Source organism: Bacteroides parvus (genome assembly GCF_017309675.2).
GTDB lineage: Bacteria > Bacteroidota > Bacteroidia > Bacteroidales > Bacteroidaceae > Bacteroides > Bacteroides uniformis.
Genome location: NZ_CP084680.1, coordinates 1,784,451 through 1,810,597 on the forward strand (window position 1 = coordinate 1,784,451; position 26,147 = coordinate 1,810,597).

General features: G+C 46.1%; 17 protein-coding genes and 1 tRNA gene. 11 read left to right on the top strand and 7 right to left on the bottom strand.

The genetic code is table 11. The annotated features are described in order from the left end of the window. Positions 1-13: 13 nt before the first annotated feature. Positions 14-1,450, bottom strand: coding sequence for a DUF1080 domain-containing protein (locus tag JXR92_RS07105; protein ID WP_138345861.1), 1,437 nt, complete (start codon positions 1,448-1,450; stop codon positions 14-16). A gap of 157 nt (positions 1,451-1,607) precedes the next feature. Here JXR92_RS07105 and surE point away from each other — a divergent pair, with 157 nt between their 5' ends. The 3 genes from surE to JXR92_RS07120 all read left to right on the top strand — a co-directional run bounded on the left by surE (position 1,608) and on the right by JXR92_RS07120 (position 4,390). Further along, on the top strand, positions 1,608-2,372 hold the full coding sequence (gene surE / locus JXR92_RS07110) for a 5'/3'-nucleotidase SurE (RefSeq protein ID WP_025836086.1): 765 nt from the start codon (positions 1,608-1,610) through the stop codon (positions 2,370-2,372). Between the two features lie 24 nt (positions 2,373-2,396). Continuing rightward, positions 2,397-3,542 carry a lipid-A-disaccharide synthase gene (lpxB, locus tag JXR92_RS07115; protein WP_117599301.1) on the top strand — a complete coding sequence of 382 codons (1,146 nt, stop codon included), beginning with the start codon at positions 2,397-2,399 and terminating at the stop codon, positions 3,540-3,542. 98 nt (positions 3,543-3,640) lie between these two features. Beyond that, on the top strand, positions 3,641-4,390 hold the full coding sequence (locus JXR92_RS07120) for a NigD1/NigD2 family lipoprotein (protein ID WP_171030449.1): 750 nt from the start codon (positions 3,641-3,643) through the stop codon (positions 4,388-4,390). A gap of 117 nt (positions 4,391-4,507) precedes the next feature. On the opposite strand, the gene JXR92_RS07125 is transcribed toward JXR92_RS07120, so the two are convergent. Genes JXR92_RS07125 through rsfS form a run of 3 tightly spaced genes read right to left on the bottom strand, consistent with a single transcriptional unit; the run spans position 4,508 to position 7,724 of the window. Beyond that, on the bottom strand, positions 4,508-5,350 hold the full coding sequence (locus JXR92_RS07125) for a phosphatidate cytidylyltransferase (RefSeq protein ID WP_117599303.1): 843 nt from the start codon (positions 5,348-5,350) through the stop codon (positions 4,508-4,510). After that, positions 5,340-7,355: an ATP-dependent zinc metalloprotease FtsH gene (ftsH, locus tag JXR92_RS07130; protein ID WP_016274133.1), complete on the bottom strand. Its 2,016-nt coding sequence runs from the start codon at positions 7,353-7,355 to the stop codon at positions 5,340-5,342. The genes JXR92_RS07125 and ftsH overlap by 11 nt, the downstream gene beginning before the upstream one ends. Positions 7,356-7,364: 9 nt before the next feature. Continuing rightward, on the bottom strand, positions 7,365-7,724 hold the full coding sequence (rsfS, locus tag JXR92_RS07135; RefSeq protein WP_117599304.1) for a ribosome silencing factor: 360 nt from the start codon (positions 7,722-7,724) through the stop codon (positions 7,365-7,367). Between the two features lie 217 nt (positions 7,725-7,941). Between rsfS and JXR92_RS07140 the strand changes: the two genes are divergently transcribed. Both JXR92_RS07140 and JXR92_RS07145 read left to right on the top strand, forming a co-directional pair. Beyond that, a tRNA-Gln gene (locus tag JXR92_RS07140) sits at positions 7,942-8,012 on the top strand. A gap of 185 nt (positions 8,013-8,197) precedes the next feature. Further along, complete coding sequence (locus JXR92_RS07145) at positions 8,198-9,376, top strand: phosphoribosylaminoimidazolecarboxamide formyltransferase (protein WP_138345865.1); 1,179 nt, start codon at positions 8,198-8,200, stop codon at positions 9,374-9,376. Between the two features lie 88 nt (positions 9,377-9,464). Here the strand turns inward: JXR92_RS07145 and JXR92_RS07150 are convergent, their stop codons facing one another. The 3 genes from JXR92_RS07150 to rsmA all read right to left on the bottom strand — a co-directional run bounded on the left by JXR92_RS07150 (position 9,465) and on the right by rsmA (position 13,603). After that, complete coding sequence (locus JXR92_RS07150) at positions 9,465-11,318, bottom strand: DUF349 domain-containing protein (protein ID WP_138345867.1); 1,854 nt, start codon at positions 11,316-11,318, stop codon at positions 9,465-9,467. A 117-nt stretch (positions 11,319-11,435) separates the two neighbouring features. Next, entirely contained in the window at positions 11,436-12,782 is a 1,347-nt protein-coding gene (mgtE, locus tag JXR92_RS07155) for a magnesium transporter (RefSeq protein WP_165491386.1), read from the bottom strand. A gap of 26 nt (positions 12,783-12,808) precedes the next feature. Then, positions 12,809-13,603, bottom strand: coding sequence for a 16S rRNA (adenine(1518)-N(6)/adenine(1519)-N(6))-dimethyltransferase RsmA (gene rsmA, locus JXR92_RS07160; protein WP_119961787.1), 795 nt, complete (start codon positions 13,601-13,603; stop codon positions 12,809-12,811). A gap of 135 nt (positions 13,604-13,738) precedes the next feature. On the opposite strand from rsmA, the gene JXR92_RS07165 reads away from it, so the two are divergent. The 6 genes from JXR92_RS07165 to JXR92_RS07190 all read left to right on the top strand — a co-directional run bounded on the left by JXR92_RS07165 (position 13,739) and on the right by JXR92_RS07190 (position 26,147). Beyond that, the gene (locus JXR92_RS07165) at positions 13,739-14,725 is read left to right on the top strand and encodes a lysylphosphatidylglycerol synthase transmembrane domain-containing protein (RefSeq protein ID WP_138345869.1); all 987 of its coding nucleotides are present in this window, start codon (positions 13,739-13,741) and stop codon (positions 14,723-14,725) included. 337 nt (positions 14,726-15,062) lie between these two features. Beyond that, on the top strand, positions 15,063-16,520 hold the full coding sequence (locus JXR92_RS07170) for an aminoacyl-histidine dipeptidase (RefSeq protein WP_138345871.1): 1,458 nt from the start codon (positions 15,063-15,065) through the stop codon (positions 16,518-16,520). Positions 16,521-17,219: 699 nt separating this feature from the next. Beyond that, the gene (locus tag JXR92_RS07175) at positions 17,220-23,105 is read left to right on the top strand and encodes an alpha-2-macroglobulin family protein (protein ID WP_138345873.1); all 5,886 of its coding nucleotides are present in this window, start codon (positions 17,220-17,222) and stop codon (positions 23,103-23,105) included. A gap of 134 nt (positions 23,106-23,239) precedes the next feature. Continuing rightward, positions 23,240-24,304 (top strand): DUF1573 domain-containing protein, encoded by a 1,065-nt coding sequence (locus JXR92_RS07180; protein WP_138345875.1) that lies wholly within the window; start codon positions 23,240-23,242, stop codon positions 24,302-24,304. Positions 24,305-24,434: 130 nt separating this feature from the next. Then, positions 24,435-25,538, top strand: coding sequence for a methylmalonyl Co-A mutase-associated GTPase MeaB (gene meaB, locus JXR92_RS07185; RefSeq protein ID WP_119961792.1), 1,104 nt, complete (start codon positions 24,435-24,437; stop codon positions 25,536-25,538). Positions 25,539-25,562: 24 nt separating this feature from the next. Next, on the top strand, positions 25,563-26,147 hold the full coding sequence (locus JXR92_RS07190; RefSeq protein ID WP_005824006.1) for a Crp/Fnr family transcriptional regulator: 585 nt from the start codon (positions 25,563-25,565) through the stop codon (positions 26,145-26,147).

The window sequence follows — 26,147 nt, forward strand, 5'->3', positions numbered from 1 at the left end:
CGGTTGTTCCCTGCTACTCGAATCGGTTGTATATGACAATGGGGCGGGAGCGGCGTGTGCTCATCGACGGGAACCATATATCGTCGGCTGTGAGGCCGCATTGCTTGATGGCTTCGGCGCAGTATTCCAGTCGTCCGAAGTCGGCATCGACATTGTTTGTACCGAATGTGAATTTGATTCCACGTGCTTTGGCGCGACGGATAATCTCGAAACTGGGAATCCGGTAGCGTGCATTGATTTCCAGAGCGATTCCATGTTGTTGCAATACATCCAATACGCGTTCAATGCGTCCGTCCGTCCAGTACTTGTCGTAATCATTCGCCATAGTGTCGGGCAAGAAGGTAGGGTTGGCATAAATGTCGGCAGGCTCGTTGGTCAGAATCAGGACTGTTTGGTCGACAAGGTGGTCCATATACCGTTCAAGCGTAATGTCATCAAAGAGTGCTTCTTCGGCCCGGTAGATGCGCGAATTACGTCCCTTGTGGTCTATGATGGTCATGGCGTCGGTAAACAGGTAATCGAAAATCCCCAAGGCTTCCTGCGAGAAAGTTGCCGTCCATTTGCGTCCCTCACCTTGTACACCGCACAGGAATGGCATCCCTTTTACTTCATTAAAATAGTCGTACACTTCTTTGTTATCGGCCAGCATACGTCCTACGCCTCCTTCTCCGGCATTGGGGGCGACACCATAGTTGATACCGTAATTCATGGACATGGCGTGTGCCGTTTCCTTCGTCAGCCCTCCTTTCAAGTGAACGTGGTAGTCTATAACTGGGAAATCGCGCTGCTGTAGCCTGATTATCTCATCCGTGCGCTCGTCTACCGGAGCAAGCGTGTCGGCTTCGTTGCGTGCTTCCTTGGCAAGCTGTTCGATGGCGAGATTCCGGAATGACACTTCGCCGTGTATGCCTTGCAAGGCTATGGAACCTTGACTCAACAGTTGCCGGGCGTGCTCCTCTGTGCGATATGGATGTTCGGGTTCGGTATAGCAGACAACTTCGGTTCCGTTAATGCAGACAATGATGTTTTGTCCGCGTACGGTTATCTCGAAGTCAAACCATTCTCCATCTTTTGCGAGTGAGCGATAGAGGTTGCGCACCGAGGCGAGTGAGCCGCTCTTGCGTGTGCCGTCGATGTCTCCGTTACGGAATATCACTTCATAACCGGACTCGCCGTCCGTATGAAAGAGGAGGCCTGCTTCGGAGCCGGGTTGTGTGAGGGCTTCTCCGGTGAGTCGGAAATTTTGGTATTCTTTGTCGTTGAAGAGCTTCCGGCCTTCTGCAATGACCGGGTCTGCCGTGTGAAGCGTAGATGTCCCGTCATTCCATTGGTCAAGTGGCTCGAGAGAACAGTTCCTGCCACAACTTGTCAGGGTTGTTAGAAACAGAATTATTGCGGCAGCTGCCGTCTCGATGCGTGCAGCAATGGTAGGATGGCAAAAAGTGTTCATTATAGCATGGATTTTATGAATGATTATATTCCGATTATTGTCGGTACAAAGTTAGCCTTTTCTGAAAATATCTTTGAATACAAAAGAATTATTATCTTTGTAGTATTCAGTTTAAAGCCTTTTTAGCTACTTTTGCACGATAATAAAAAAGAAAGTTATGGAAAATCAGAGACCTTTGATATTGATTTCCAATGATGACGGCATCATTGCGAAAGGTATTAGCGAGTTAATCAAATTCCTCCGTCCGCTGGGTGAGATTGTGGTAATGGCGCCGGATGCACCCCGCTCTGGAAGTGCTTGTGCGCTGACAGTAACGGAACCTATCCACTACCAGCTGGTTCGTAAGGATGTTGGGCTGACGGTATACAAGTGTTCCGGTACGCCGACCGATTGTGTGAAGCTGGCTTTTCATACGGTGCTCGACCGCAAGCCCGACTTGGTGGTAGGCGGCATCAATCATGGCGACAATTCTTCCGTAAACCTGCATTATTCCGGTACGATGGGCGTTGTGATAGAGGGATGCCTGAAAGGAGTGCCTTCCATCGGATTCTCCCTTTGCAACCATGAGCCGAACGCTGATTTTGAACCTGCAGGTCCTTACATCCGCGAGATAGCCCGGCTGGTATTGGAGAAAGGACTCCCTCCGTTGACATGCCTCAATGTCAACTTCCCCGATACCAAAGAATTGAAGGGTGTGAAGATTTGCGAACAAACCAAGGGGCAATGGACCAATGAATGGGAAAACTTTGCCCATAGAGGAGATGCCCATTACTACTGGCTGACCGGCGAGTTTGAGAACAACGATGCCGAAAATGAGAAGAATGACCATTGGGCGCTTGATAACGGTTATGTGGCAATCACCCCGACCACGGTGGATGCAACGGCATACGGCTTGATTGATGAACTGAAAACATGGTTCTGAATTAATTGACAATTATCAATTGATATGAAGTACTACTTGATTGCCGGTGAAGCTTCTGGTGACCTGCATGCTTCCCATCTGATGGCTGCATTGAAGGAGGAGGACTCGCAAGCGGAGTTCCGTTTCTTCGGAGGCGATCTCATGGCTGCAGTGGGTGGTGTGATGGTGAAGCATTACAAAGAGTTGGCATATATGGGGTTCATTCCCGTATTGCTGCATCTGCGCACCATTTTTGCCAATATGAAGCGCTGCAAGGAGGATATTGTTGCGTGGCAGCCGGATGTGCTGATTTTGGTGGACTATCCGGGCTTTAATCTGGATATAGCCAAGTTTGTCCATGCCAACACGAGGATTCCTGTCTTTTATTATATCTCTCCCAAGATTTGGGCATGGAAGGAATACCGCATCAAGAATATTAAACGGGATGTAGATGAGCTGTTCTCCATCCTACCGTTCGAGGTGGAGTTTTTTGAAGGGAAGCACGGGTATCCGATACGTTATGTCGGCAATCCGACAGTGGATGAAGTGACGGCTTTTCTTGCTTCCAGCTCAGAGACATTCGACGACTTTGTCCGGGCAAACGGACTTCCTACCAAACCCATTATTGCTCTGCTGGCTGGTAGCCGCAAACAGGAAATCAAGGACAATCTGCCCGACATGCTTCGTGCGGCAGCTTCTTTTCCCGATTATCAACTGGTGCTGGCCGGTGCTCCGGGTATTTCCCCCGAGTATTATAAACGTTATGTGGGTGGGGCGGACGTGAAGATTATCTTCAACAAGACATACCCTTTGTTGAGGCAGGCAGAGGCTGCACTGGTCACTTCGGGGACGGCAACGCTGGAAACAGCTCTGTTCCGTGTGCCGCAAGCGGTGTGCTACCATACTCCGATAGGAAAGGTTATCGCTTTCCTGAAACGGCATATACTGAAAGTGAAGTACATTTCCCTGGTCAATCTCATAGCCAACCGGGAGGTGGTGAAAGAGCTGGTTGCAGATACCATGACGGTAGAGCAGGTACGCTCGGAGCTGAACCGCATTTTGTACGATAAGGAATACCGCCGTCAGATGCTCGAGGGATATGAGTATATGGCATCCCGTCTGGGAGAGGCAGGAGCACCCAAACATACTGCCCGCGAGATGGTGGCATTACTGAGAAGGAGGGAAGAATAATCGAAAAATTAAGAATTTGTTAAAATGGGAAAAGCCGGTGCAGTAAATGCCCGGCTTTTGTATTTTCTATACAGAAACAAATGAAAAGGACTTTGATTATGAAAAAGCTACATTGGTTATTTATGGCAATATGTTTGGCAGTGATGCCCGCTTTGCAATCATGTGATGATAACGACGGATATTCTTTGGGTGATTTCACCCCGCCTTTGTGGGCTACTGTGCGTGTTACGGGAAATGCCTTTTATTTAAACTGCGATGTCTGGGGGACACTCTGGCCGGTGAATACGGACATTGGGTGGTATGATGCTGTGGATGGGCAGCGTGTGATTACCATGTTCAATCCTTTGTGGGACGACTATGCAGGGTATGACCATGCTGTGAAATTGTTACGCTTGCAGAATGTTCTGACGAAAGAGGTGGAGACGCTGACTCCCGAAACAGAAGAGGAGTTCGGCAATGATTCCGTACTTATATATAAAGGTGACATTACCATTAGCGGTGGCTATATGAACATTTTTTTCATGCAGAACCTGCCGTCTTCGGCTGATAATAAACATCGCATCAGTCTGGTACGTCCGCAAGAAGATGATGCTTTGTATGGTGAAGACGGATCCATCCACTTGGAACTCCGCTATAACGACTATGATGACTTGACGGGTTATCGCAGCCCCGGTGCTGTTTCTTATAATCTGAACAGTCTGGACATTCCCTTTGAAACCAAAGGTATCAAGTTGAAACTCAATTCAGAGGAGAATGGAGAGGTGGAAGTAACCTTTGATTTGAAAACTGTGGGTACTAATGAAAAGTTGACTACTAATGTGGATTTGTCCAATATGCAGTTGAAGTAAGAAAGAGTTTGCGAGAGTATATAGTTAGAAAGAGCACCCGGGATTTTGATGTCATTCACCTTGCCCGGGTGCTCTTTTTATATTTGTTTTATGTAAGTTTGGTCATGTGAGTCGTCGTTAGAACATCGTCAAGGCATATAGATAAACAACTGCTGCAGGAATTGCCATCAGTGCACTGTCGAAACGGTCGAGCATCCCTCCATGCCCCGGCAGAATGTTACCGGAATCCTTTATGCCCAATTGGCGTTTCATGAGTGATTCGGTCAGATCGCCCCAAGTGCCGAAAATGACGACAACGATTGCCAGACCTACCCATTGCCATTCTGACATAAATGGAAAGAAGTGTGCAAAGCCAAGAGAGGAAGCGATGGAGAATATTCCGCCGCCGATGCTGCCCTCCCAAGATTTTTTAGGTGAGATACGTTCGAACAGACGGTTTTTGCCTATCAGCGAACCTACGCAATAGGCACCTGTATCGCTCAACCAGATAAATACGAAAATGGAAAGCGGTAGAATAGGGTTATAGGTTACACTGCCCGTTTCCGAGGAATTTTGAAAAGCAAGTACGTTCAGCAGGGCAAAGGGGAGTGCCACGTATAATTGGCTTAGCATGGAGTAGGCCCAGTTACCCGTCGGATTCTTTTTCTTGAGGTAAAGTTCCGTAATCATCATGTAGAGCAATAGTCCCAAATAAGGAAGGAATACCCGTGCTCCTACAGACTGCTGGGTACAGAAACTCATTAATGCAAGGAAAAGGTAGGCTCCCCCCAATGCAGTGATGGTTTTGTTAATGCTTACTTCGCCGCTTTTGCTGACTAATTGGGCAAACTCATGTACGCTCAGTGCGCTGATAATGGTGAACAGTATACCGAACGAAAGGGGGCTGTAAAGAATACAGCCCACCAATACTATGACGAATAACACGCCGGTAACGGCACGTTGGATAAAGTTATTTTTCATGCTTTTCTTCTTCTTCCTTGACTTCCTTTTCTGCTTCTATGGCTTTTTGCTCTTCTTCTTGCTCTGCTTTTTTTAGCTCGGCAGCAGTCTTGTTTGCACTGATTTCCTCCGAGCGGGAAGCCCATGGACGTTTCCCAAAGATGTGTTCAACGTCTTCGGCAAAGATTACTTCTTTGTCAATCAGCAGTTGTGCCAGCCGGTTGTGCCCTTCTTGGTTTTCGGACAATATTTTCTTGGCACGTTCGTACTGTTCGTTGACCATCTGCTTCACTTCTTCGTCAATCAGTTCCGCAGTCTTTTCGCTATACGGGCGGTTAAAGGAATATTCCTCATTATTATAGTAACAGAGGTTGGGGAGTTTTTCGCTCATACCCAGATAGGCAATCATACCGTACGCCTGCTTGGTCACGCGTTCCAAGTCATTCATGGCTCCGGTGGATATTCTACCTAAGAATAGGTCTTCGGCAGCACGTCCTCCCAAGGTGGCACACATCTCATCAAGCATCTGTTCCTTGGTGGTGATTTGCCGTTCTTCCGGCAGATACCAAGCCGCGCCCAAAGCGCGTCCACGGGGTACAATGGTTACTTTAATCAGTGGATTGGCGTATTCCAGTAACCAGGAGATACTGGCATGGCCGGCTTCGTGTATGGCAATGGAACGGCGTTCGGCCTCGGTAGTGATTTTGGTTTTCTTTTCCAACCCACCCACAATACGGTCTACAGCGTCCAGGAAGTCTTGCTTTCCGACAAACTTTTTGCCGTGGCGGGCGGCTATCAAAGCTGCTTCGTTACATACATTGGCAATGTCTGCCCCCGAGAATCCGGGAGTCTGGCGTGCCAGAAGGTCTACATCCACACTATTGTCTATCTTGATGGGGCGCAGGTGTACACCGAATACTTCCTTACGCTCATTAAGGTCGGGTAGGTCTACATGTATTTGGCGGTCAAAACGTCCGGCACGCAACAATGCCTTATCCAAAACGTCCACACGGTTGGTGGCGGCTAAGATGATAACACCACTGTTGGAGCCGAAACCGTCCATCTCGGTCAGTAACTGGTTCAATGTGTTCTCGCGCTCGTCGTTGCCACCCATAGCGGCTGCTTTGGCACGGGCACGCCCTACAGCGTCAATCTCGTCGATAAACACGATACAAGGCGCTTTTTCCTTTGCTTGGCGGAACAAATCGCGGACACGGGAAGCTCCCACGCCGACAAACATTTCCACAAAGTCGGAACCTGCCAAAGAGAAGAAAGGTACGTTGGCTTCTCCGGCCACAGCCTTTGCAAGCAGGGTCTTTCCGGTTCCCGGAGGGCCTACTAGCAAAGCGCCTTTGGGTATCTTACCTCCCAAATCGGTATATTTCTGGGGCTCTTTCAAGAACTCGACAATTTCTTCTACCTCTTGCTTGGCTTCGGCAAGTCCTGCCACATCTTTGAATGTAATCTTGATGGGGGAACCTTTTTCAAACAATTGGGCCTTGGACTTTCCTACGCTGAAGATGCCTCCACCTCCACCCATGCCTCCACCACCGCTCATGCGGCGGGACATGAAAATCCAGAAACCGATAAGGAATGCAAAAGGGAGAATCTGCCACAGAATGGCACCGAAGTAGTTCCGTTTTTTTTCGTAGTTAATAGAACCGTCAAAGTGGGCGTCGTCTCTTTCCTTTTGCAGGAAATTGCCCAGGCTCTCGCGTGAAGGGGCCTCGGTCGTAATAAGCGGATTCTTACCTACGCGACTGGAGTCCTGACGAAATACGTTTCCTACGTGTTGCGGTTTGACGTATGCTTCGACAGAATTGTCGTCGTAGCCGATGACTTTGCTTATATAACCGTCTCGTACATATTGCTGGAATTCATCATAAGAAATATTTTTAGTTGCCGTACCACTTTCATTAGTCAGGTACAACCCCAGCAACATCATTGCTATAATCATATACAGCCAGTTCAGGTTGAACTTGGGCATATTCACTTTATTGGGTTTCTTGTTGGTATTATTGTCCATACGTTTTGATTAATCGAGATCAGGAATTTGAGTTAATTTGGCGTCTGCCCAGAGGTGTTCCAGATTGTAGAATTCCCTTGTTTCAGGCAGGAAGACATGCACCAATATGTCCGGGTAGTCCATAGCTACCCATTCGGCATTGCGCAGCCCGTCTACGGCAAAGGGCTTGGTGTCGGCACCCTTGCGTGTGAAGTCCCTGATGGATTCTACAATGGCTGTCACTTGGCTGGGAGAGTTTCCTTGGCAGATGACGAAATAATTGCATATTGTATCGTCGATTTTTGTCAGATCTGCGATGACGATTTTTTTTCCTTTTTTATCTTGAATACCTTCTGTTATCTGTTGAATCAGTTTTTTCGTTTCGTTCATTATACAGTATTATATTAAAACTGTTGACAAATATACGTTGATTTCTCATATCAAACACGCAAAAGAGGAAAACTCTTTCAATTTTTGATTTTTTTTAGTTATATAATCCTTTGGATTACGGTATCTTATCAGTTTTTTGCGAAAAAAATACTCGTTTTTGTTTTGATTTATAGAAATCTTTGTATCTTTGCAACCGCAAAACGGAAATAACAATAATTGGGCTATGGTGTAATGGTAACACTACAGATTCTGGTCCTGTCATTCCTGGTTCGAATCCAGGTAGCCCAACTATCAAACAGCTTATTTAAGTCAAAAAACCACTAAAATCGCAAGTTTTAGTGGTTTTTTCGTTACTTTTCAATCATGTACGAAAATTTCAGTGTAGGCATTCGGTGGCAAATTCAGTGACAAGGCTTCTGTAAGCCGGAAATATTCTGTAAATTTGTAGCATTTCAACATTAAAGCAGAATTTTATGGCAAAAGAATTAGCACTGAAGTACGGCTGTAACCCTAACCAGAAGCCGGCTCGCATTTTCATGCAGGAGGGGGAGTTACCTATTGAGGTTCTGAACGGACGTCCAGGGTATATTAATTTTATGGATGCCTTGAATGGATGGCAGTTGGTAAAGGAACTGAAAGAGGCGACCGGTATGCCTGCTGCAACTTCATTCAAGCACGTCAGTCCGGCGGGGGCCGCCATCGGTTTGGAACTCGACGAAATAATGAAGAAGATTTATTTTGTGGATAATCTTCCGCTCTCTCCGCTTGCTTGCGCATATGTGCGTGCCCGCGGTGCCGACCGTATGTCTTCTTATGGTGACTTTATCGCTTTGAGTGATGTGTGCGACGAGGCTACTGCACGTTTTATTAACCGCGAGGTCTCGGATGGCGTTATTGCTCCGGGGTATACGGACGAAGCACTGGCTATCTTGAGGGAAAAGCGTAAAGGAACTTACAATGTGATTCAGATAAGTCCCGGCTATAAGCCTGCCCCGATTGAACATAAGGATGTCTTTGGTATCACGTTTGAGCAGGGACGTAATGAGATAAAGCTGAATGGAGATGAACTCTTTGCGAATATTCCTACTCGGAATAAGAATTTCCCGGAAGCAGCGAAACGTGATTTGATGATAGCCCTTATCACTTTGAAATATACGCAGTCGAATTCTGTATGCTATGTGAAGGACGGTCAGGCTATCGGTATTGGTGCCGGCCAGCAGAGCCGTATCCACTGTACTCGCTTGGCGGGCAACAAGGCCGACATTTGGTATTTACGCCAGCATCCGAGGGTGTTGAATTTGCCATGGGTAGAGAAAATCCGCCGTGCCGACCGTGATAATACGATTGATGTCTATATCAGTGAAGACCATGACGATGTGCTGGTTAACGGTGTTTGGCAGCAGTTCTTTACGGAGAAACCTGAAGTGCTGACCCGTGAAGAAAAACGGGCTTGGTTGGATACATTGAAAGGTGTTTCTTTGGGTTCGGATGCATTCTTTCCTTTTGGAGACAATATTGAGCGTGCCCATAAGAGTGGAGTAGATTACATTGCCCAAGCGGGTGGTTCTGTACGCGATGACCATGTGATTGAAACTTGCGATAAATATGGCATTGCCATGACGTTCACGGGTATCCGTCTGTTCCATCATTGATAAGACTTAATAAAAAAGTAGACCCGCCCCCACGGCTGTATAGCTGTAGGGGCGGGTCTACTTTTTTATTAAGTCTTATCTTGTTGCGTTATCCTTGATTTTTGATATTCTCGTCCACCACTTTTATCTTTTCTTTTACAAGTTCGATATCTGCTTTCAGCTTTTCCACCTTGCGGTTGATTTCTGTCAGCAGACTATTTCCCTTCTTGGAAGAAGTGGTCAGGAAGCCGAGATTGTTTTCATATGTCTGGAGCTCGTTCTTCATATTGTCGAAGGCACGTACCAGCTTCTCACGTTCCCGGTAAAGGGCTTGTGGACTACCTTCCTGAATGGAGCTGATAGTCGACTTGAAGTTGCTTAGCTTCTTGTTGGAGGCGCTGATGTTGAAGCGTTCAAACAATTTGTCTACCTGGCTGTGGTATTGCTTATAGATTCGGTCTTTCTCTTTGAAAGGTACATGTCCTACGCCGTTCCACTCTTTCATGAGGTCGCGTACCAGTTGGGTAGCTTCCTCCGTATTCATTTGGTCATCGATAGCATTCAGTTTCTCGATGATGGCTTTTTTCTTTTCCAGATTTTCCTGCTCTACGCTGCGCTGTGAAGAAGTGGCTTTGTTCTTTTGTTCGAAGAAGTAGTCACAAGTGGAGATGAAACGTTTCCATACGGCATCCGAATATTTTTTTGCTACCGGACCAATGGTTTTCCATTCTTTCTGAAGTTTGGTCAGTTCATCGGCGGTTGCTTTCCAGTCGGTACTGTCCTTCAGAGCTTCTGCTTTTTCGCACAAGGCACGCTTCTTTTCCAGGTTTTCGTTCATACCTTCCTTCAGGCTCTTGAAGAACTCTCCCTTTTTACGGAAGAACTCGTCGCACGCTTTGCGGAAACGTTCGAAAATCTTCACGTTCATTTTTTGCGGAGCGAAACCAATGGTTTTCCATTTGTTTTGAAGTGCGATGACTTCTTGCGTCTTGCTCTCCCAAGAAGCAAAGCTTGTCAGTTCTTTGTAGTCAATGGCTTCTATGATTTCGCAAATTACAGTCTTTTGGTCAAGATTGTGCTGTTCCACTTCCTTCAATGCTTCGAAATGTTGCTGGTGACGTCGGTTTACGGTTGTAGAGGCAGCTTTGAAACGTGCCCAGATTTCGTCGCGTAGTTCCTTGGCTACCGGCCCTGTATCACGAAATTCTTGATGTAGCTTCTGTAACTGATGGAAAGCTGAAACTACATCCTCTTCATCCGCCAGCTTTTCGGCAGCTTCACAGAGATGTGTCTTGATTTCCAAATTCTTCTTGAAATCGTATTCGCGGAATTCATTGTTCAGTTTCAGAAGGTCATAGAATTTCTCAACATACAATTGGTAGTTTTTCCAAAGCTCGTTGACCTTAGCTTGCGGAACGAGTTTAACTTCGTTCCATTGCTGCTGTAGTTTCTTGAACTCCGTATAGCTCTTGTTGGCGTCATCTGGAGATTCAACCAGCTCCTTCAGCTCTTCGATGATGGAAAGCTTTACCTGCAGGTTCATTTCCTTTTGCTTCTCCAGTTCGGCTGTGAGTGCACTTCTTTTTTCTTTGATGACGGACATGATATTCTTGAACTCTTCCTCCACACAGTCTGTTTGTGGAACAAAGTTCTCCGCGGCGCCTCCGTTTTCAATGAACAGTTTTCTCGCCGCATCCTGCTCAGCATTGTGCAGCTTGTAGAAAGATTGCTTCAAACCGTCTATTTCAGGTTTTGCCACGTTCTCCACGTCTGCAACCACCTCTTTGAGTTTGGCAAGTATTTCCTCTTTCGTGAGCTTCAGAACTGACTCTACCGGCTTTTTAGAAACGATTTCTTCAGCGGGAGTTTCTGTTGTTGCCGGTTCAGAAACCTCTGCTGTCTTCTTTTCTTCTTCTAATTCCACCGGCTTTTCGGGGAGATTAGTGTCATGAGTGTCCGTCATTGTATTTACTTTTTTAGAAACGGGTTCCTCCCGTTCGGGTTACATTAGGCTACAAATTAATGAAATAAAATGATTACTTCATACAATTTGCCTTGATTTTTTTCTATTTTCTTGTTTTTATGACAGTAAGACTGTGATACCCATGTACAGCATCATGCCTATAATGTCATTGGTGATGGAGATAAATGGGCCGGTGGCAATGGCCGGGTCAACCTTCAGCTTCTCTAAAGTCATGGGGACTAGCGTTCCGAAGATGGAGGCAAACATGACGACTGCAAAGAGGCTGATGGAGACGGAATAAGTGACCGTAGCCGTAGCTCCGAACCGGATAAAATTATAAATGTATACTAGCAGGGAAATGATGGTTGCATTGATAACCGCCACTACAGCTTCCTTAGCTACCTGTTTGAAGGTGTCTTTGGCATCCAGTGAGCTGTTGGCAAGGCCTTGTACGATGATGGCAGACGACTGGGTTCCCACGTTTCCCCCCGTACCGCCAATCAACGGAATATAAAGGGCCATTTCCGGGTGGGCGGCGAAAGTCGTGTCGAAGTTGCCCAATATCATGGAGTTGCCTATACCGCCCAGCATACCGATGAGTAGCCATGGAAGGCGGGCTGAAGTTTGGCGCATAACATTATCGTCCGTTTCTACATCTTGGGACAAACCGGATGCCAGCTGGTAATCACGTTCCGACTGTTCGCGGACTTCGTCCATGACGTCGTCTACGGTAATCTGGCCTACCAGGCGCCCGATGCTGTCTACAACAGGAACTGCCACTAAGTCATACTTTTCGATGATTTGCACCACTTCGTCAATGGGGGTATCTACATGGACGGAGATAGGATCTTTTCGCATCACATGCTTTACCTTGGAGACAGAAGGGGAAGTTATCATTTTCTTTAATGGGAATACTCCTTGCAGACGGTCTTCGTCGTCGATGACGTATACGTAGTAAATTTCATCCAGCTTTTCAGCTTGCAGGCGCATTTCCTTCAGACACTCCGGCATACTCCAGTTTTCATTGACAGTCACCATTTCCGTACCCATCAAACCACCGGCAGTGTCTTCATCATATTTCAGCAGGTCAACGATGTCACCGGCTTGTTCTATATCTTCGATGTGCGAAAGTATTTCCTCCTGCTTGTCTTCATCGAGTTCGCGCATCAGGTCTACGGCATCGTCCGTGTCCATATAATCCACGAAACGTTTGGCAATGGTCTCCGAAGGAAGAAGTTCCAGGAATTCTTTCCGGATGTCTTCGTCCATTTCAACCAGTACATCCGCTGCCGTTTCGTTGTCAAGGAGGCGGTAAACGAAGCGGGCTTCCTCCAAGCCGAGGTCATTGCATAGTTCTGCAATATCCGCCGGATGAAGGTCGGTCAAAAGTGTCTTGACGTTTTCCGCGTCTTTCTGTTCTATCAGGCTTTTGACTTTGTCTATATATTCTTCGTCTATTTCCATGATTATTCGTGTTTAATCACTAACCATTAATCATTAATTGTTCTCAATGCCTGCTCCACTTGGTTGGTCAGCTGAATAAATTCCTTTACGGACAGTTGTTCCGGGCGTTTATTAAATAATACGTCCTCCGTCAGTGGACAGTCTTTGCCGAGTATCGGTTTTATGGAGTTCCGCAGTGTCTTGCGTCGTTGGTTGAACGTGGTTTTCACTACTTGCTTGAACAATTTCTCGTCGCAGCCTAAATCGTGCGTTTCATTGCGCATCATGCGGATGACGGCACTTTTAACTTTTGGGGGCGGGTTGAAGACATGTTCGTGTACCGTAAACAAGTACTCCACTTTGTACCATGCTTGTATCAGTACACTTAGGATTCCGTATGTCTTGCTGCCCGGCCCGGCGGCTATGCGCTCGGCTACTTCCTTTTGTATCATACCCGTACAGCAGGGAATCAGATCCTTATATTCCAGCATTTTGAAGAATATCTGGCTGGAGATATTATAAGGATAGTTTCCCGTCAGCACAAAAGGTTGCCCGCCAAACAACCGTTGCAGGTTCATTTTGAGGAAATCGTCCTCAATGATGTTGTCTTCCAGTTGCGGATAGGCTTCCCGTAGGTAGGCCACTGACTCGTAGTCCAGTTCTACTACTTTGACGTTGCGTTCTTTGGGCAGAAGAAACTGGGTCAGTACTCCCATTCCCGGACCAACTTCGAGGATGGGAATTTCGGGACAGACATCTACCGTGTCGGCAATGTCTTGTGCCACTTTCAGGTCTTTCAGGAAGTGTTGCCCGAGAAACTTTTTAGGTTTAACTACTCTCATGTATCAACTAAATCATTACTTTTGCTCCGTAAACGTAGGCTGTAGCGTGAACAACAACCTATCTTTACACGGAGCAAAGGTAGTTCTTTTCAATGAAGAATGAAGAATGAAGAATGAAGAATTTGGGAATATCGTATGAATAAGCTGCTAAAAAAAACGTTGAAAATCATCTTACCCATTTTATTGGGTGGTTTTATCCTCTATTGGGTATATCGTGATTTTGACTTTTCAAAGGCAGAAGAAGTTCTACTTCATCAGACGAACTGGTGGTGGATGTTGTTGTCCTTGTTCTTCGGTGTGATGAGCCATGTGTTGCGAGGCTGGCGTTGGAAGCAGACTTTGGAGCCACTGGATGCTCATCCCAAAACAAGCGATTGCGTCGATGCCATTTTCGTATCTTATGCCACCAATCTGGTACTGCCCCGTGTGGGAGAGGTTTCACGTTGTGGAGTACTTGCCAAATATGATAATGTTTCCTTTGCGAAGTCCTTGGGGACGGTGGTGACAGAGCGGTTGGTAGATACGCTTTGCATTCTGCTGATTACGGGGATTACTTTTTTGGTGCAGATGCCCGTTTTTTTCCGTTTTTTTGAGGAGACGGGCACCAAGATTCCATCACTGATGCATCTTGTGACTTCTCCTTGGTTTTATGTGGCTCTTTTTTCTATTATTGGTGTTCTGGTACTTCTCTATTTTCTGTTGCGTATGCTCTCTTTTTTTGAAAAGGTGAAGGGGGTAGTCTTGAATATATGGGAAGGTGTGATGTCGCTTAAGAATGTGAAGAATGTGCCTTTGTTTGTTCTTTACACTTTACTTATTTGGCTATGCTATTTTTATCATTTCTATATAACTTTCTATTGCTTCCAGTTTACAGAGCACCTTAGTTTCCTTGCCGGAATGGTGATGTTTGTCGGAGGAACGTTTGCAGTCATTGTTCCTACGCCCAACGGGGCAGGTCCCTGGCACTTTGCTGTCATCATTATGATGATGCTTTATGGGGTAAATGCTACGGATGCGGGTGTCTTTGCGCTGATAGTGCATGGCATACAGACGTTGCTGGTGATAGTGCTGGGCATCTACGGGTCGTTGCACCTGGTGTTGGCGAATAGGACAAAGAAATAGACGTTTCTTGTGGTGAGTTCCTATATTGTTATTTCTTATGTTAGAGGACAGAAACAGTTATTTATAGAGAACCACTGTAGTACTCCTTTAAAAGTACTGTAATACTTCTTTGCAATAACTTCGGCATTTCCTTATATGTACTGGAGTCGTAAAGGTTGTTGGAAGATTGGTTTCTTTAAACGATATTGTTGCTTGTATATGGAAGCGGGAGAAATTCCTAAATGATGTAAAAGCCATATTTAAGATAGCCGATGATTTAGTACTTTAGAAAAATCCCGGTTTATTGTACTTTCCGAGAATAAACCGTTATATTTGCGAAAACTAACTTTTTAGAATTATGAGTACAATCTTACAGTTAGCTCCACAGAATGTATGGAAGCACTTTTATTCACTGACCCAGATTCCCCGTCCGTCAGGACATATGGAGAAGATTACCAAATTCCTTATTGATTTTGGAAAAGGCTTGGGGTTGGAATCATTTGTCGACGAGGTCGGCAATGTTATTATTCGTAAGCCTGCCACTCCGGGTATGGAAAACCGCAAGGGCGTCATCCTTCAGGCGCATATGGACATGGTGCCCCAGAAGAACAACGATACTATCCACGATTTTACAACAGATCCCATTGAAACCTATGTTGACGGTGATTGGGTGAAAGCCAAAGGAACCACGCTGGGAGCAGATAATGGTTTGGGAGTGGCTGCCATTATGGCGGTACTTGAAGATAATAACTTGAAGCATGGTCCATTGGAAGCCCTGATTACCAAGGATGAAGAAACGGGAATGTATGGTGCATTCGGCTTGAAACCCGGAACTATGCAAGGGGAAATTCTGCTGAACCTTGACTCTGAGGACGAAGGCGAACTCTATATCGGCTGTGCCGGTGGTCTTGATATTACTGCTACTTTGGAATATAAGGAGGAGACGCCTATGGCCGATTTCGTTGCTCGTAAAATTACGTTGAAAGGTTTGCGTGGTGGTCACTCCGGTTTGGAAATCAATGAAGGGCGCGGTAATGCCAATAAATTACTGGCACGCGTCGTACATGATTTGCTGATTGAGTTTGACTCCCAGCTGGCAAGTTTTGAAGGTGGCAATATGCGTAATGCTATCCCCCGCGAAGCACATGCGGTATTGGTGTTCAATCCTGAGGATATGGACGGTTTGGAAGATTATATGAAGGAATACGAGGCACAACTGAATGACGAATATGCTCCGATTGAAAGTGGTATTACTCTGAGTGTAGAAGAGGTGACTCTACCTGCTGCCGTTGTTCCCTCAGAAATCCAGGATAATATGATTAACGTGTTGATGGCTTGCCAGAATGGTGTGATGCGTATGATTCCTACTGTTCCCGATACTGTAGAAACCTCCTCTAATTTGGCTATCGTAACCATTGCAGATGGTAAGGCCGAAGTTCGTATTTTGGCGCGTAGTTCTTGCGATACAATGAAGGATTTCCTGGCAGACAGCCTGACAGCTTGTTTCGCTATGGCAGGTATGAAGGTGGAATTGAGTGGTGGTTATTCCGGATGGCAGCCCAATGTGGATTCTCCTATACTGCATGCCATGAAGCTGTCCTATAAGCAGCAGTTTGGTGTGGAACCTGCCGTGAAGGTTATTCATGCAGGTCTGGAATGCGGTATTATTGGTGCCAATTGTCCAGGACTCGATATGATTTCTTTCGGTCCCACTTTGCGTTCTCCGCATTCACCGGACGAGCGTGCATTAATTCCTACTGTTTCCAAGTTCTATGATTTCTTGGTGGCTACATTGGAGCAGACTCCTGAAAAGTAGAGAATACTTTATGTTATGAATAGGGGCGGGGTGCTTTATAAGTATCCTGCCTTTTTTATCTGTGACAGTTTGTCCTCTTTCTGCCAGAATGTCTCGGACTTATTACAATGCATGTCAATATCCTTTCACTTTCTCCTTGAAAATTGACTTAAGTCAAGAAATGTGTTATAAAACATGTTTTCTATCCATTTTTTGCTTGTTATCTTGAACAAAGGCTCTATTTTTGTGTTGTAAAACATGAAAACAATAGAAAACTAGTAGATTTTTTAAGGATAACAAGATTGATTTTAGGAGGATAACAAAATGAAAGTGTTAAAGAGTTTTTTTAAGCATGTCGGCGAAGCCGATAAGAACATTTGGGGATATGTAATGCTTTAAGCATTCCTTCCCTTTCGTGAAGTATCGAATTTTAGTTTTCAGGTATTGGTTTAATTTTTTAAGATTATGAAAAAGAAAATTGCAAATTCATTTAAGCACATTCTTACCGCCGCTGGTAAGAATTGGATGGAGGCAATGAGATATTATAGCCTCCAAATGTGAGTACACTAACATTTAAGTATAGAACAAGGGATATGTTTGCAAACATATCCCTTGTTTTTTTGTAGGAGTAGAATAAGATTTTTTATATCTAAAAGTACATTTGTTTGAACTTTATTCACTTCCTTTGTTATTAATACAAAGACTAACAAACGAATAATCATGAGAGTAATTCAAAGAATTTGTAGCATATTGTTGCTGCTGGTTACATTTGGGGGGTCGGCATTGTATGCGCAGACGTACGATAAGTTGTGGAAGCAGGTGGAGCAGGCTCAAAAGAAAAGCCTGCCTCAAACAGTGATAAAACTGGCTGATGAAATCTATCGGAAAGGTCGGCAAGAGCAGAATGCTCCGCAAATGTTGAAAGCCTACATTTGTAGGGAGACTTATCAAGAGGGGCTGACTCCGGACAGCCTTTACTCCAGTCTGAAATATATGGAATCTTGGGCACAATCGGAGAGGAATCCTGTGAACAAGGCTATTCTACACTCTTTGTTGGCATATGAATATGTTGACTTGATGCGGAAGAATCGCCGTGTCTTGCTGTCACGTACTCTACTGGCTGTTGACGAGGTCCCGGAAGATATCCGTGAGTGGAGTATCAGCCAGTTTGTGGATAAAATAGATAGGTGTAACCGTGCATCCTTGCAGGATTCCATCCGCTTGCTTGATACATCTGCAGAAAAATATGTGCCTTTTGTGGTGTTGGAAGACGGTAGCCGGTTCTATGGGCACGATATGTACCATCTCTTGGTAAGCCGTGCTGTTGATGCCTATCGGCAACTGGATGGTTTCAGTGTGGATTCTTTGGTACAGGCCCGTATCGAAAGGATTTATCTGGATATGATGAATGCTTATCGCCATCGTGCCGGTTCGGAAGATGCTATGTTGCTCTGTTCTCTTGATTATTGGAGCTGGAAGCTGACCGGTGGTATCAGCCAGCAGCCTTATCCTACTTTCCGAATGCGTCAGGAAAAGGCTAATCGGGAATATCTTGAGGTTTTGGATAAATTGATAAAGGAATACGGTTCACGAGAGGTTTGTGCCGAGGTTTACATTCATAAAGCCAACCACCTGCGCCGTTTGGAACCGAAACGCGCTGATGAGGCTCTAAAAGTCTGTGAAGAAGGCTTGAAGCGCTATCCTGCGTATAAGCGTATCAATGAGTTGAAAAATATCCGTGAACAGATTTTGCAGCCTGAACTCATTCTGACTATGAATGAAAGCGGTTATCCCGGCGATTCGGTAAATATGAGACTGCATTATCGTAATGTCGGGGGCTTCACTCTCAACTTATATGCCACTACTTTAAGTGAAGTGCCTTGGATGGACCATGGTATAAATAAAGATACTTATAGAAAATATGCCCGGAAGTTTTCTTCCACGCATTTTGGCTTAAAGCCGTTGCCAGGCAAGGATAAATTGCCTGAAGATGTCCCTTATCTTGCCTCGGACACTGTATTTAAGTTCATGATACCTCGGGAAACGGGAGTCTATATTCTTCAAATAGTACCTGATGCTGAAACGGCCCGTACAGATGATAAATTTTTGGTATCTACTCGCTTCAAGGTGCTGACATTGGATTTGGGTGACGACCGTATGGAAGTGGTTACATTGGATGCCCGTAGCGGACAGCCGATTGCTGATGCCAAAGTGAGTTTCTACTCTTCTTATGATGAGAAGAATAGAAAAGTGATGGCAGAGGTACTGACTGATGCCGGGGGGAAAGCTGTATTACCCTGGCAGAGTGGAATCCGAAGTTATGTGGCGCGTAAAGGCAGAGACACAGGTATGATGCCGCAGAATGTTTATATGAATCATTCTTATTACGGTATAAAGGATACAGATTGGAGGCAGATGGCATTGCTGACAGACCGTTCGCTTTATCGCCCCGGGCAGACCGTCCATGTAAAAGGAATAGCTTACAAACAGAACAGTGATAATGCCCAGGTGCTACAAGGAGTTGATTATGAGCTTGTCTTGTTGGATGCCAACCGAAAGGAACTTGCCACTAGGAAGGTGCAGACCAATGATTTCGGCTCTTTTGCTACGGAGTTTGTACTTCCGGCAGCTTGCCTGAATGGCATGTTCAGTATACGGACTAAAGAGCCTCAATCTACCGTCACTTTTAGGGTAGAGGAGTACAAGCGACCTACGTTTGAGATTGCCTTCACTCCGGTTTCGGAAGCTTACCGACTGGGGGGCAAGGTAGTGTTGAAAGGAAATGTCAAGGCTTTCAATGGCATGATGGTACAGGATGTGCCATTGGCATATACGGTGACTCGCCGGAATCCGAGACCTGGCTATTGGAGCAATGCTGATAAACCATTACTGTCTGACACCATACAATTGGATGCCAACGGGGATTTTTCCATACCCTTGACTTTAGAGGTTCCGGTTGTAGATACAGACGGGTATGGAAGTGTGTATACTTATCATGTGGAGGCGGTGGTGACGGATGAGGCTGGTGAAACGCAGTCCGCTTCGTATAACTTGCTGGCAGGCCCTAAGGCTTATTCCTTTGATGTCCGCCTGCCTCAATATGTTTGTAAGGAAGATAGCATGCTGTTCACTTTTAGAGTGAATAATATGATGAATGTTCCTCAAGATATGAAAGGCTCCTATTATCTGTATCCATTAACAGAACGGGATCGGGGGAGGAATATAGGAGACTCTGACCCTTTGACTGATGTAATATTAGAGGGGGACTTCATGGCCAATCGGCTCCAGGATTTTTCGGCTTGGAACAAGCTTCCTTCAGGTAACTATCGTTTGAAACTTTCCGTGCGTGATAGTTTGGGACGTGAAGAGAATAACGGGGCATATGGCAGTGACAGTTTCATGCTCTTTTCAAAGAGTGACAAGTGTCCGGCTGCGTTTACAGATTTCTTTTATTATAAAGAAAATGAGGAATTTGATGTACAGCACCCTGCCGCTTTTCTGTTGGGGACTTCTTATCGGGATGCATATGTGCTGATGGATGTATTTTGTGAGAGAAAACGCATTGAAAGCCGTGTGTTGCAGTTGAATGATACTATTATCCGTATGGAATTCCCTTATAAGGAAGCATATGGCAAGGGAATCACCGTTCTTTTCAGTTTTGTGAAAGATGGTGAGATGTATAACCATCAGGTTGAACTGAAGAAGCGGCAGCCTGAACGTGCTCTCGGCATGAAATGGGAAGTGTTCCGTGACCGTTTGCATCCCGGACAAGAGGAAGAGTGGAAGCTCGTCATAAAGACGCCTCAAGGTATGCCTGCTGCGGCTGAAATGCTGGCTACGATGTACGACGCTTCACTGGATAAGATTTATAAGAGTAACCAGATACTACGGGTCTTCTATCCGGATAATCTGTATGGAGCATTCCGTGGTGCGAGCCGTTATAATAGCAATTACTTCTCCATTTATTTCCCGTTGAAGGCTTGGAGGGTTCCGGTGTGGTCGTTTGACCACTTCTGTTCTCCTTATATGGATGGAAGGATGCGGATAGTGATGGTAGAAGACAATGCGCTTTTGGAAGAAGTAAGTGTTGTGGGATATGGGACTACCCGGAATGGCTCTTTGACCGGTAATCTTAGAATACGTGGTGCCAACCAGCCGATGCTTGCTTCTAAAGCAGAATCTGGGAATGCCGTTGAAGTGAAATATGTTCCTGCACAAGTAGTGGAAGATGTTGTTTTTGAATCGGAAACGATACCGGTTGGCGAGGCCTTGCAACCTATTGAGGGACTTCGCACCAATTTTGCCGAAACAGCCTTTTTTTATCCTCAACTTCGTACCAACGAACAAGGGGAGCTTGCATTTTCCTTTACGATGTCGCAGAGTTTGACCCGTTGGAATTTCCGTGGTTACTCACATACTAAGGATATGCTGACTGGGATGTTGGATGCTTCTGTTGTAACTGCCAAGGAGTTTATGCTGACTCCGAATATGCCTCGGTTTGTCCGCGTAGGAGATAAAACACAGATAGCCGGAACAATAGCCAATCTGACGGGTAAAGCGGTGAAAGGAACAGCTGTATTCACACTGTTCGACCCTATGACGGAGAAAGTTATTGCTACTCAGCGTCAGAAATTCTCAGTAGAAGCAGGAAGAAATACTGCCGTCAACTTCCATTTCGATGTGTCCGACTGCTATGATTTGCTTGGTGTCCGTATGGTCGCTGATGGAGGCGCGTTCAGCGATGGCGAGCAGCATCTGTTGCCCGTATTAAGTAATAAGGAGTACATTACGGAAACGCTTGCTATGCCTATTCGTGGCGAAGAGACCCGTACGTTCTCATTAGACAGCCTTTTCAATCGTAATAGCCGTACAGCGACAGACCGTCGTCTAACTGTAGAATTTACCGGGAATCCGGCTTGGTATGCTGTACAAGCGTTGCCGGCATTGAGCCTGCCTGCCAATGATAATGCCATTTCTTGGGCTACAGCTTGGTATGCCAATAGTCTGGCAGGCTTCATTGCCAACAGCCAGCCCCGCATTAAGACTGTATTTGACAGTTGGAAGGCTGCCGGTGGTACGAAAGAAACCTTCCTCAGCCAGTTGGAGAAGAATCAGGATGTGAAGAATATCCTGCTCAGCGAGTCTCCGTGGGTACTGGAAGCTACTACTGAAGCCGAACAGCAGGCACGTATTGCCACGCTGTTTGATATCAACCAACTGAATAACCGCAATCTTTCCGCTTTTACCAAATTGAAAGAATTGCAGGGTGAAGACGGTGGATGGAGCTGGTATAAAGGAATGCCCGGTAGCCGCTATATAACTGGCTATATTACAGAATTACTTGTTCGTCTTCCTTTGCTGACGAAAAATGAGCTGCCTGAAGAAGTTGCCGCCATGCGGCAGAAAGCTTTCGGCTATTTGAATCGGCAGGCTTTGGAAGAATATCGCAATATCCGTAAATCTGAGAAAAATGGCGCTAGAATTACTGTCAACTCGGAAGCTGCCATGACGTATCTGTATCTGATTGCTGTCAGCGGTGAAAAAGTACCGGCTGCAAACCAGGATGCTTACCGTTACTTCTTGTCGAAAGTTGGGGCCAATCTTAAAGATGGAACAATGAGCAGCAAGGCGCAGTCTGCCATCATTCTGAAAGCGGTAGGGCGTACAGCCGAGGCGCATGAATTCATCGCCTCTCTCAAGGAACACTTGGTACAGACGGATGAACTGGGTGCATACTTTGCTTTCCAGGCAAATCCGTACAACTGGGGTATGCTACCCATCCCTGCCCATGTAGAAGTAATGGAAGCCCTGCGTATGGCAGGTGGCAACGATGCTTTGGTGGAGGAAATGAAACTCTGGCTGCTGAAACAGAAGCAGACTGTCAGCTGGAATTCTCCGGTTGCAACGGCTGATGCTGTTTATGCATTGCTTTGTCAGGGCACTAACCTGCTGGAAAGCCGGGGAGACGTACGTATTACGTTAGGCAACGAAGTTCTGGAAACATTGTCGCCTGCAAAGACCATAATCCCAGATTTAGGTTATGTCAAGGAAACTTTCATTCAAGGAAGTCCGGAGCTGAAAGCTAAAACCGTTACAGTAGAGAAACGGGATGCAGGCATTGCCTGGGGAGCTGTTTATGCCCAGTATCTGTCACCCATATCCGATGTAAAGCAGCAGGGTGGTGAATTGAATGTAGAGAAGAAACTTTATGTAGAGCGTATATCGGCCAGTGGCGGCAAGTCCTTGCAACCGGTTGCGGAAGGGACCGTATTATCCGTCGGTGATAAAATAGTGGCCCGTTTGACTATCCGCTTGGATCGTGCTATGGATTTTGTTCAGTTGAAAGACCTGCGGGGTGCCTGCTTTGAACCTATAGGCTCGCTTTCCGGTTATCGTTGGAGTAATGGCCTCGGTTATTATGCAGAAGTGGAAGATGCCGCAACCAATTTCTTCTTCGACCATTTGGGCAAAGGCGTTTATGTCTTAGAGCACAGTTATCGCATAGCCCGTGGCGGAACATACGAAACGGGGCTGGCCACTATACAATGTGCGTATGCTCCGGAGTATGCTTCGCATTCGGCGGGAGGGATAATTGTAATAAAGTAACAATAGAGTATGGAGCGCAATTTGTACAAATTGCGCTCCTCTATTTTAGGTACTCTCGCTAAAAACACCTATTTTTGTCCGGCTAATATTGAATAAGAGTAGCAGAATTAGGAAATCTTGATATTAAAAAATAGATGAAGAGGATATTGATCACTTTATATGTGCTTGCAAGTGTGGCATTGGCTGCCGTAGCGCAAGCTCGTTTTACCTCGAATACAGAGATGTACAGTTTCGGCCAGATAGAATGGAAGCATCCCGTGACTGTGCAATATACCATCACCAATACGGGTGACCGGCCTTTAGTGCTTACAGAAGTGGAGCCGGATTGTGCCTGCTCCGTAGCTCAGTGGACAAAAACGCCTATTGCTCCGGGGGCAAAAGGAACGGTGAATGTGACTTTTGACGCCAAGGCATTGGGGCATTTCCAGAAATCCGTGGCTATTTACAGCAATGCGCAACCCAATCTGGTCTATTTGAAGTTCAATGGTGAAGTAGTACAGGAAATCAAGGACTTTACCAAGACGCACCCTTATCTTATCGGCCAGATACGTATTGACAAGAACAGCCTCGACTTTCCCGATATTCAGCATGGTGAGCAGCCGGTGATTCATATCGGCGTGGTCAATCTTTCCGACCGTCCTTATGAACCGGTACTGATGCATCTACCCCCTTATTTGCAGACAAAAGTAGAACCTAATGTATTGCAAAAGGGAGAAAAAGGAGTGATTACACTTACATTGAATTCGGAAAGACTGACTGACCTCGGACTGACTCAAGCGTCGGTCTATCTTTCTCGTTTCTCCGGTGACAAGGTGGGCGATGAAAACGAAATTCCCGTTTCTGCCATTCTTTTACCGGATTTCTCCGGAATGACGGAAGTGGAGAAGGAAAATGCTCCTGCCATCAACCTTTCTACTAAAGAAGTTGATATGAGTGCGATATTGGCCAAGAAGTCAAAAGCACGTCAAGATATTACCATTACCAATACCGGGCGTTCTCCTTTACAGATAAACAAGCTCCAGGTATTCCACCCGGCAGTGGGCGTTAACCTCAAGAAGAGCGTATTGCAACCCGGCGAAAGCACCCGCCTGCGGGTAACGGTAGTGAAGAAGAATATAGGCAAGAAGCGTCGTCATCTGCGTCTGCTGATGATTACCAATGACCCGATGCAGCCGAAAGTTGAAATCAACATCAAGTAATGTTCTAATGTGAGGAATGTGCCAATATGCTAATGGAGATAGTAGAGATTGTCATAAAAGCCTATTAATATATTCAGCACATTCCTCATATTAGCACATTAGCATATTAACCATATTAGCACATTAAACCATGGAACATCCCGAAAATAATGAAGCATATAAAGGCTTGGTTGTCAATGCAGGCATTGAGCAACCTTCATCGGTCAATCCTTACTTGAAGAACCGTCCCAGGCGGAAGAAACGCGAGCTTTCTGTATCAGACTATGTGGAGGGCATAGTGAAAGGTGATGTTACGGTACTCAGCCAGGCTGTGACGCTGGTGGAAAGTGTGAAACCGGAGCACCAGACTGTGGCGCAGGAGGTGATAGAGAAGTGTTTGCCCTATTCAGGTAACTCTGTTCGTGTGGGCATCAGTGGTGTGCCCGGTGCTGGTAAAAGTACCTCTATTGATGTATTTGGCTTGCATGTACTGGAGGAACACGGAGGCAAGTTGGCCGTTCTTGCCATTGACCCGAGCAGCGAACGCAGCAAAGGCAGTATTCTCGGTGATAAGACGCGTATGGAGAAGCTCTCCGTTCATCCCAAGTCCTTCATACGTCCCAGTCCCTCTGCCGGTTCGTTGGGTGGTGTGGCACGCAAGACGCGTGAGACGATTGTGCTTTGTGAGGCTGCCGGTTTCGACAAGATATTTGTAGAGACGGTAGGGGTGGGGCAGAGTGAGACTGCCGTACATTCCATGGTAGACTTCTTCCTGCTGATACAGCTGGCGGGTACGGGCGATGAGTTGCAAGGTATCAAACGCGGCATCATGGAAATGGCCGATGGCATTGTCATTAATAAGGCTGATGGCGACAATCTGGAGCGGGCCAGGCTGGCAGCAACGCAGTTCCGTAATGCGCTGCACCTCTTCCCGGCTCCGGAGAGCGGTTGGACACCCCAAGTGCTGACTTATTCCGGGTTCTATAATCTTGGTGTAAAAGAAGTGTGGGATATGGTCTACAAATACATTGATTTTGTGAAAGACAACGGCTACTTTGAATACCGCCGCAACGAGCAAAGCAAATACTGGATGTACGAGACCATTAACGAACAGCTGCGTGACAGCTTCTACCACAATCCGCAGATTGAAGCGATGCTGACTGGCAAGGAAAACCAAGTGCTACAAGGCAACTTGACTTCTTTTGTGGCTGCCAAGAACTTGCTGGACACCTATTTTGCAGAACTGAAGAAATAAGGGCATATCCCTTTCTCTATATCGATGACTAAGGAAAACAACATGGAAGTGGCGCGGCGGTTTACCCGCCGCCTTCATGAACTCCCTTCTGAGGAGCTGGAGCTCATTGCCGGTTTGTTTGTACGCCGTGAGGTGCACAAAGGAGAACTGTTGATTAGTGAGAAAGATATAGCCAGGGATATTGTTTTCGTAGAGAAAGGACTGCTTCGCCAGTTCTATTTCAAAGAAGGCCGGGACATTACAGAGAACTTTGCCTGCGATGGTGACGGCGCCATGTGTATCGTCAGCCTTTTCACCGGACGCCGTAATTGCCTTCAGTTGGAATCCCTGGAGGAAGGCGTCATCTGGAGCATTTCGTATGCAGGACTGGTCGAACTCTCTGAGCGCTATCTGCATATAGCCCGTCTGCTTCGTCATTTGTTGGAGGGGTCTTTAATGCTTTCCCAATATAAGGCAGACTCTTGGCGTTTCGAAACCTCACGCGAACGGTATGCGCGTTTCGTCAGGGATTATCCGGAGATAGCCCGGCGTGCCTCAGTCAACCACATAGCATCTTATCTGTTAATGACTCCCGAATCTCTGAGCCGGGTACGTGCCGGTGTGCTGTGA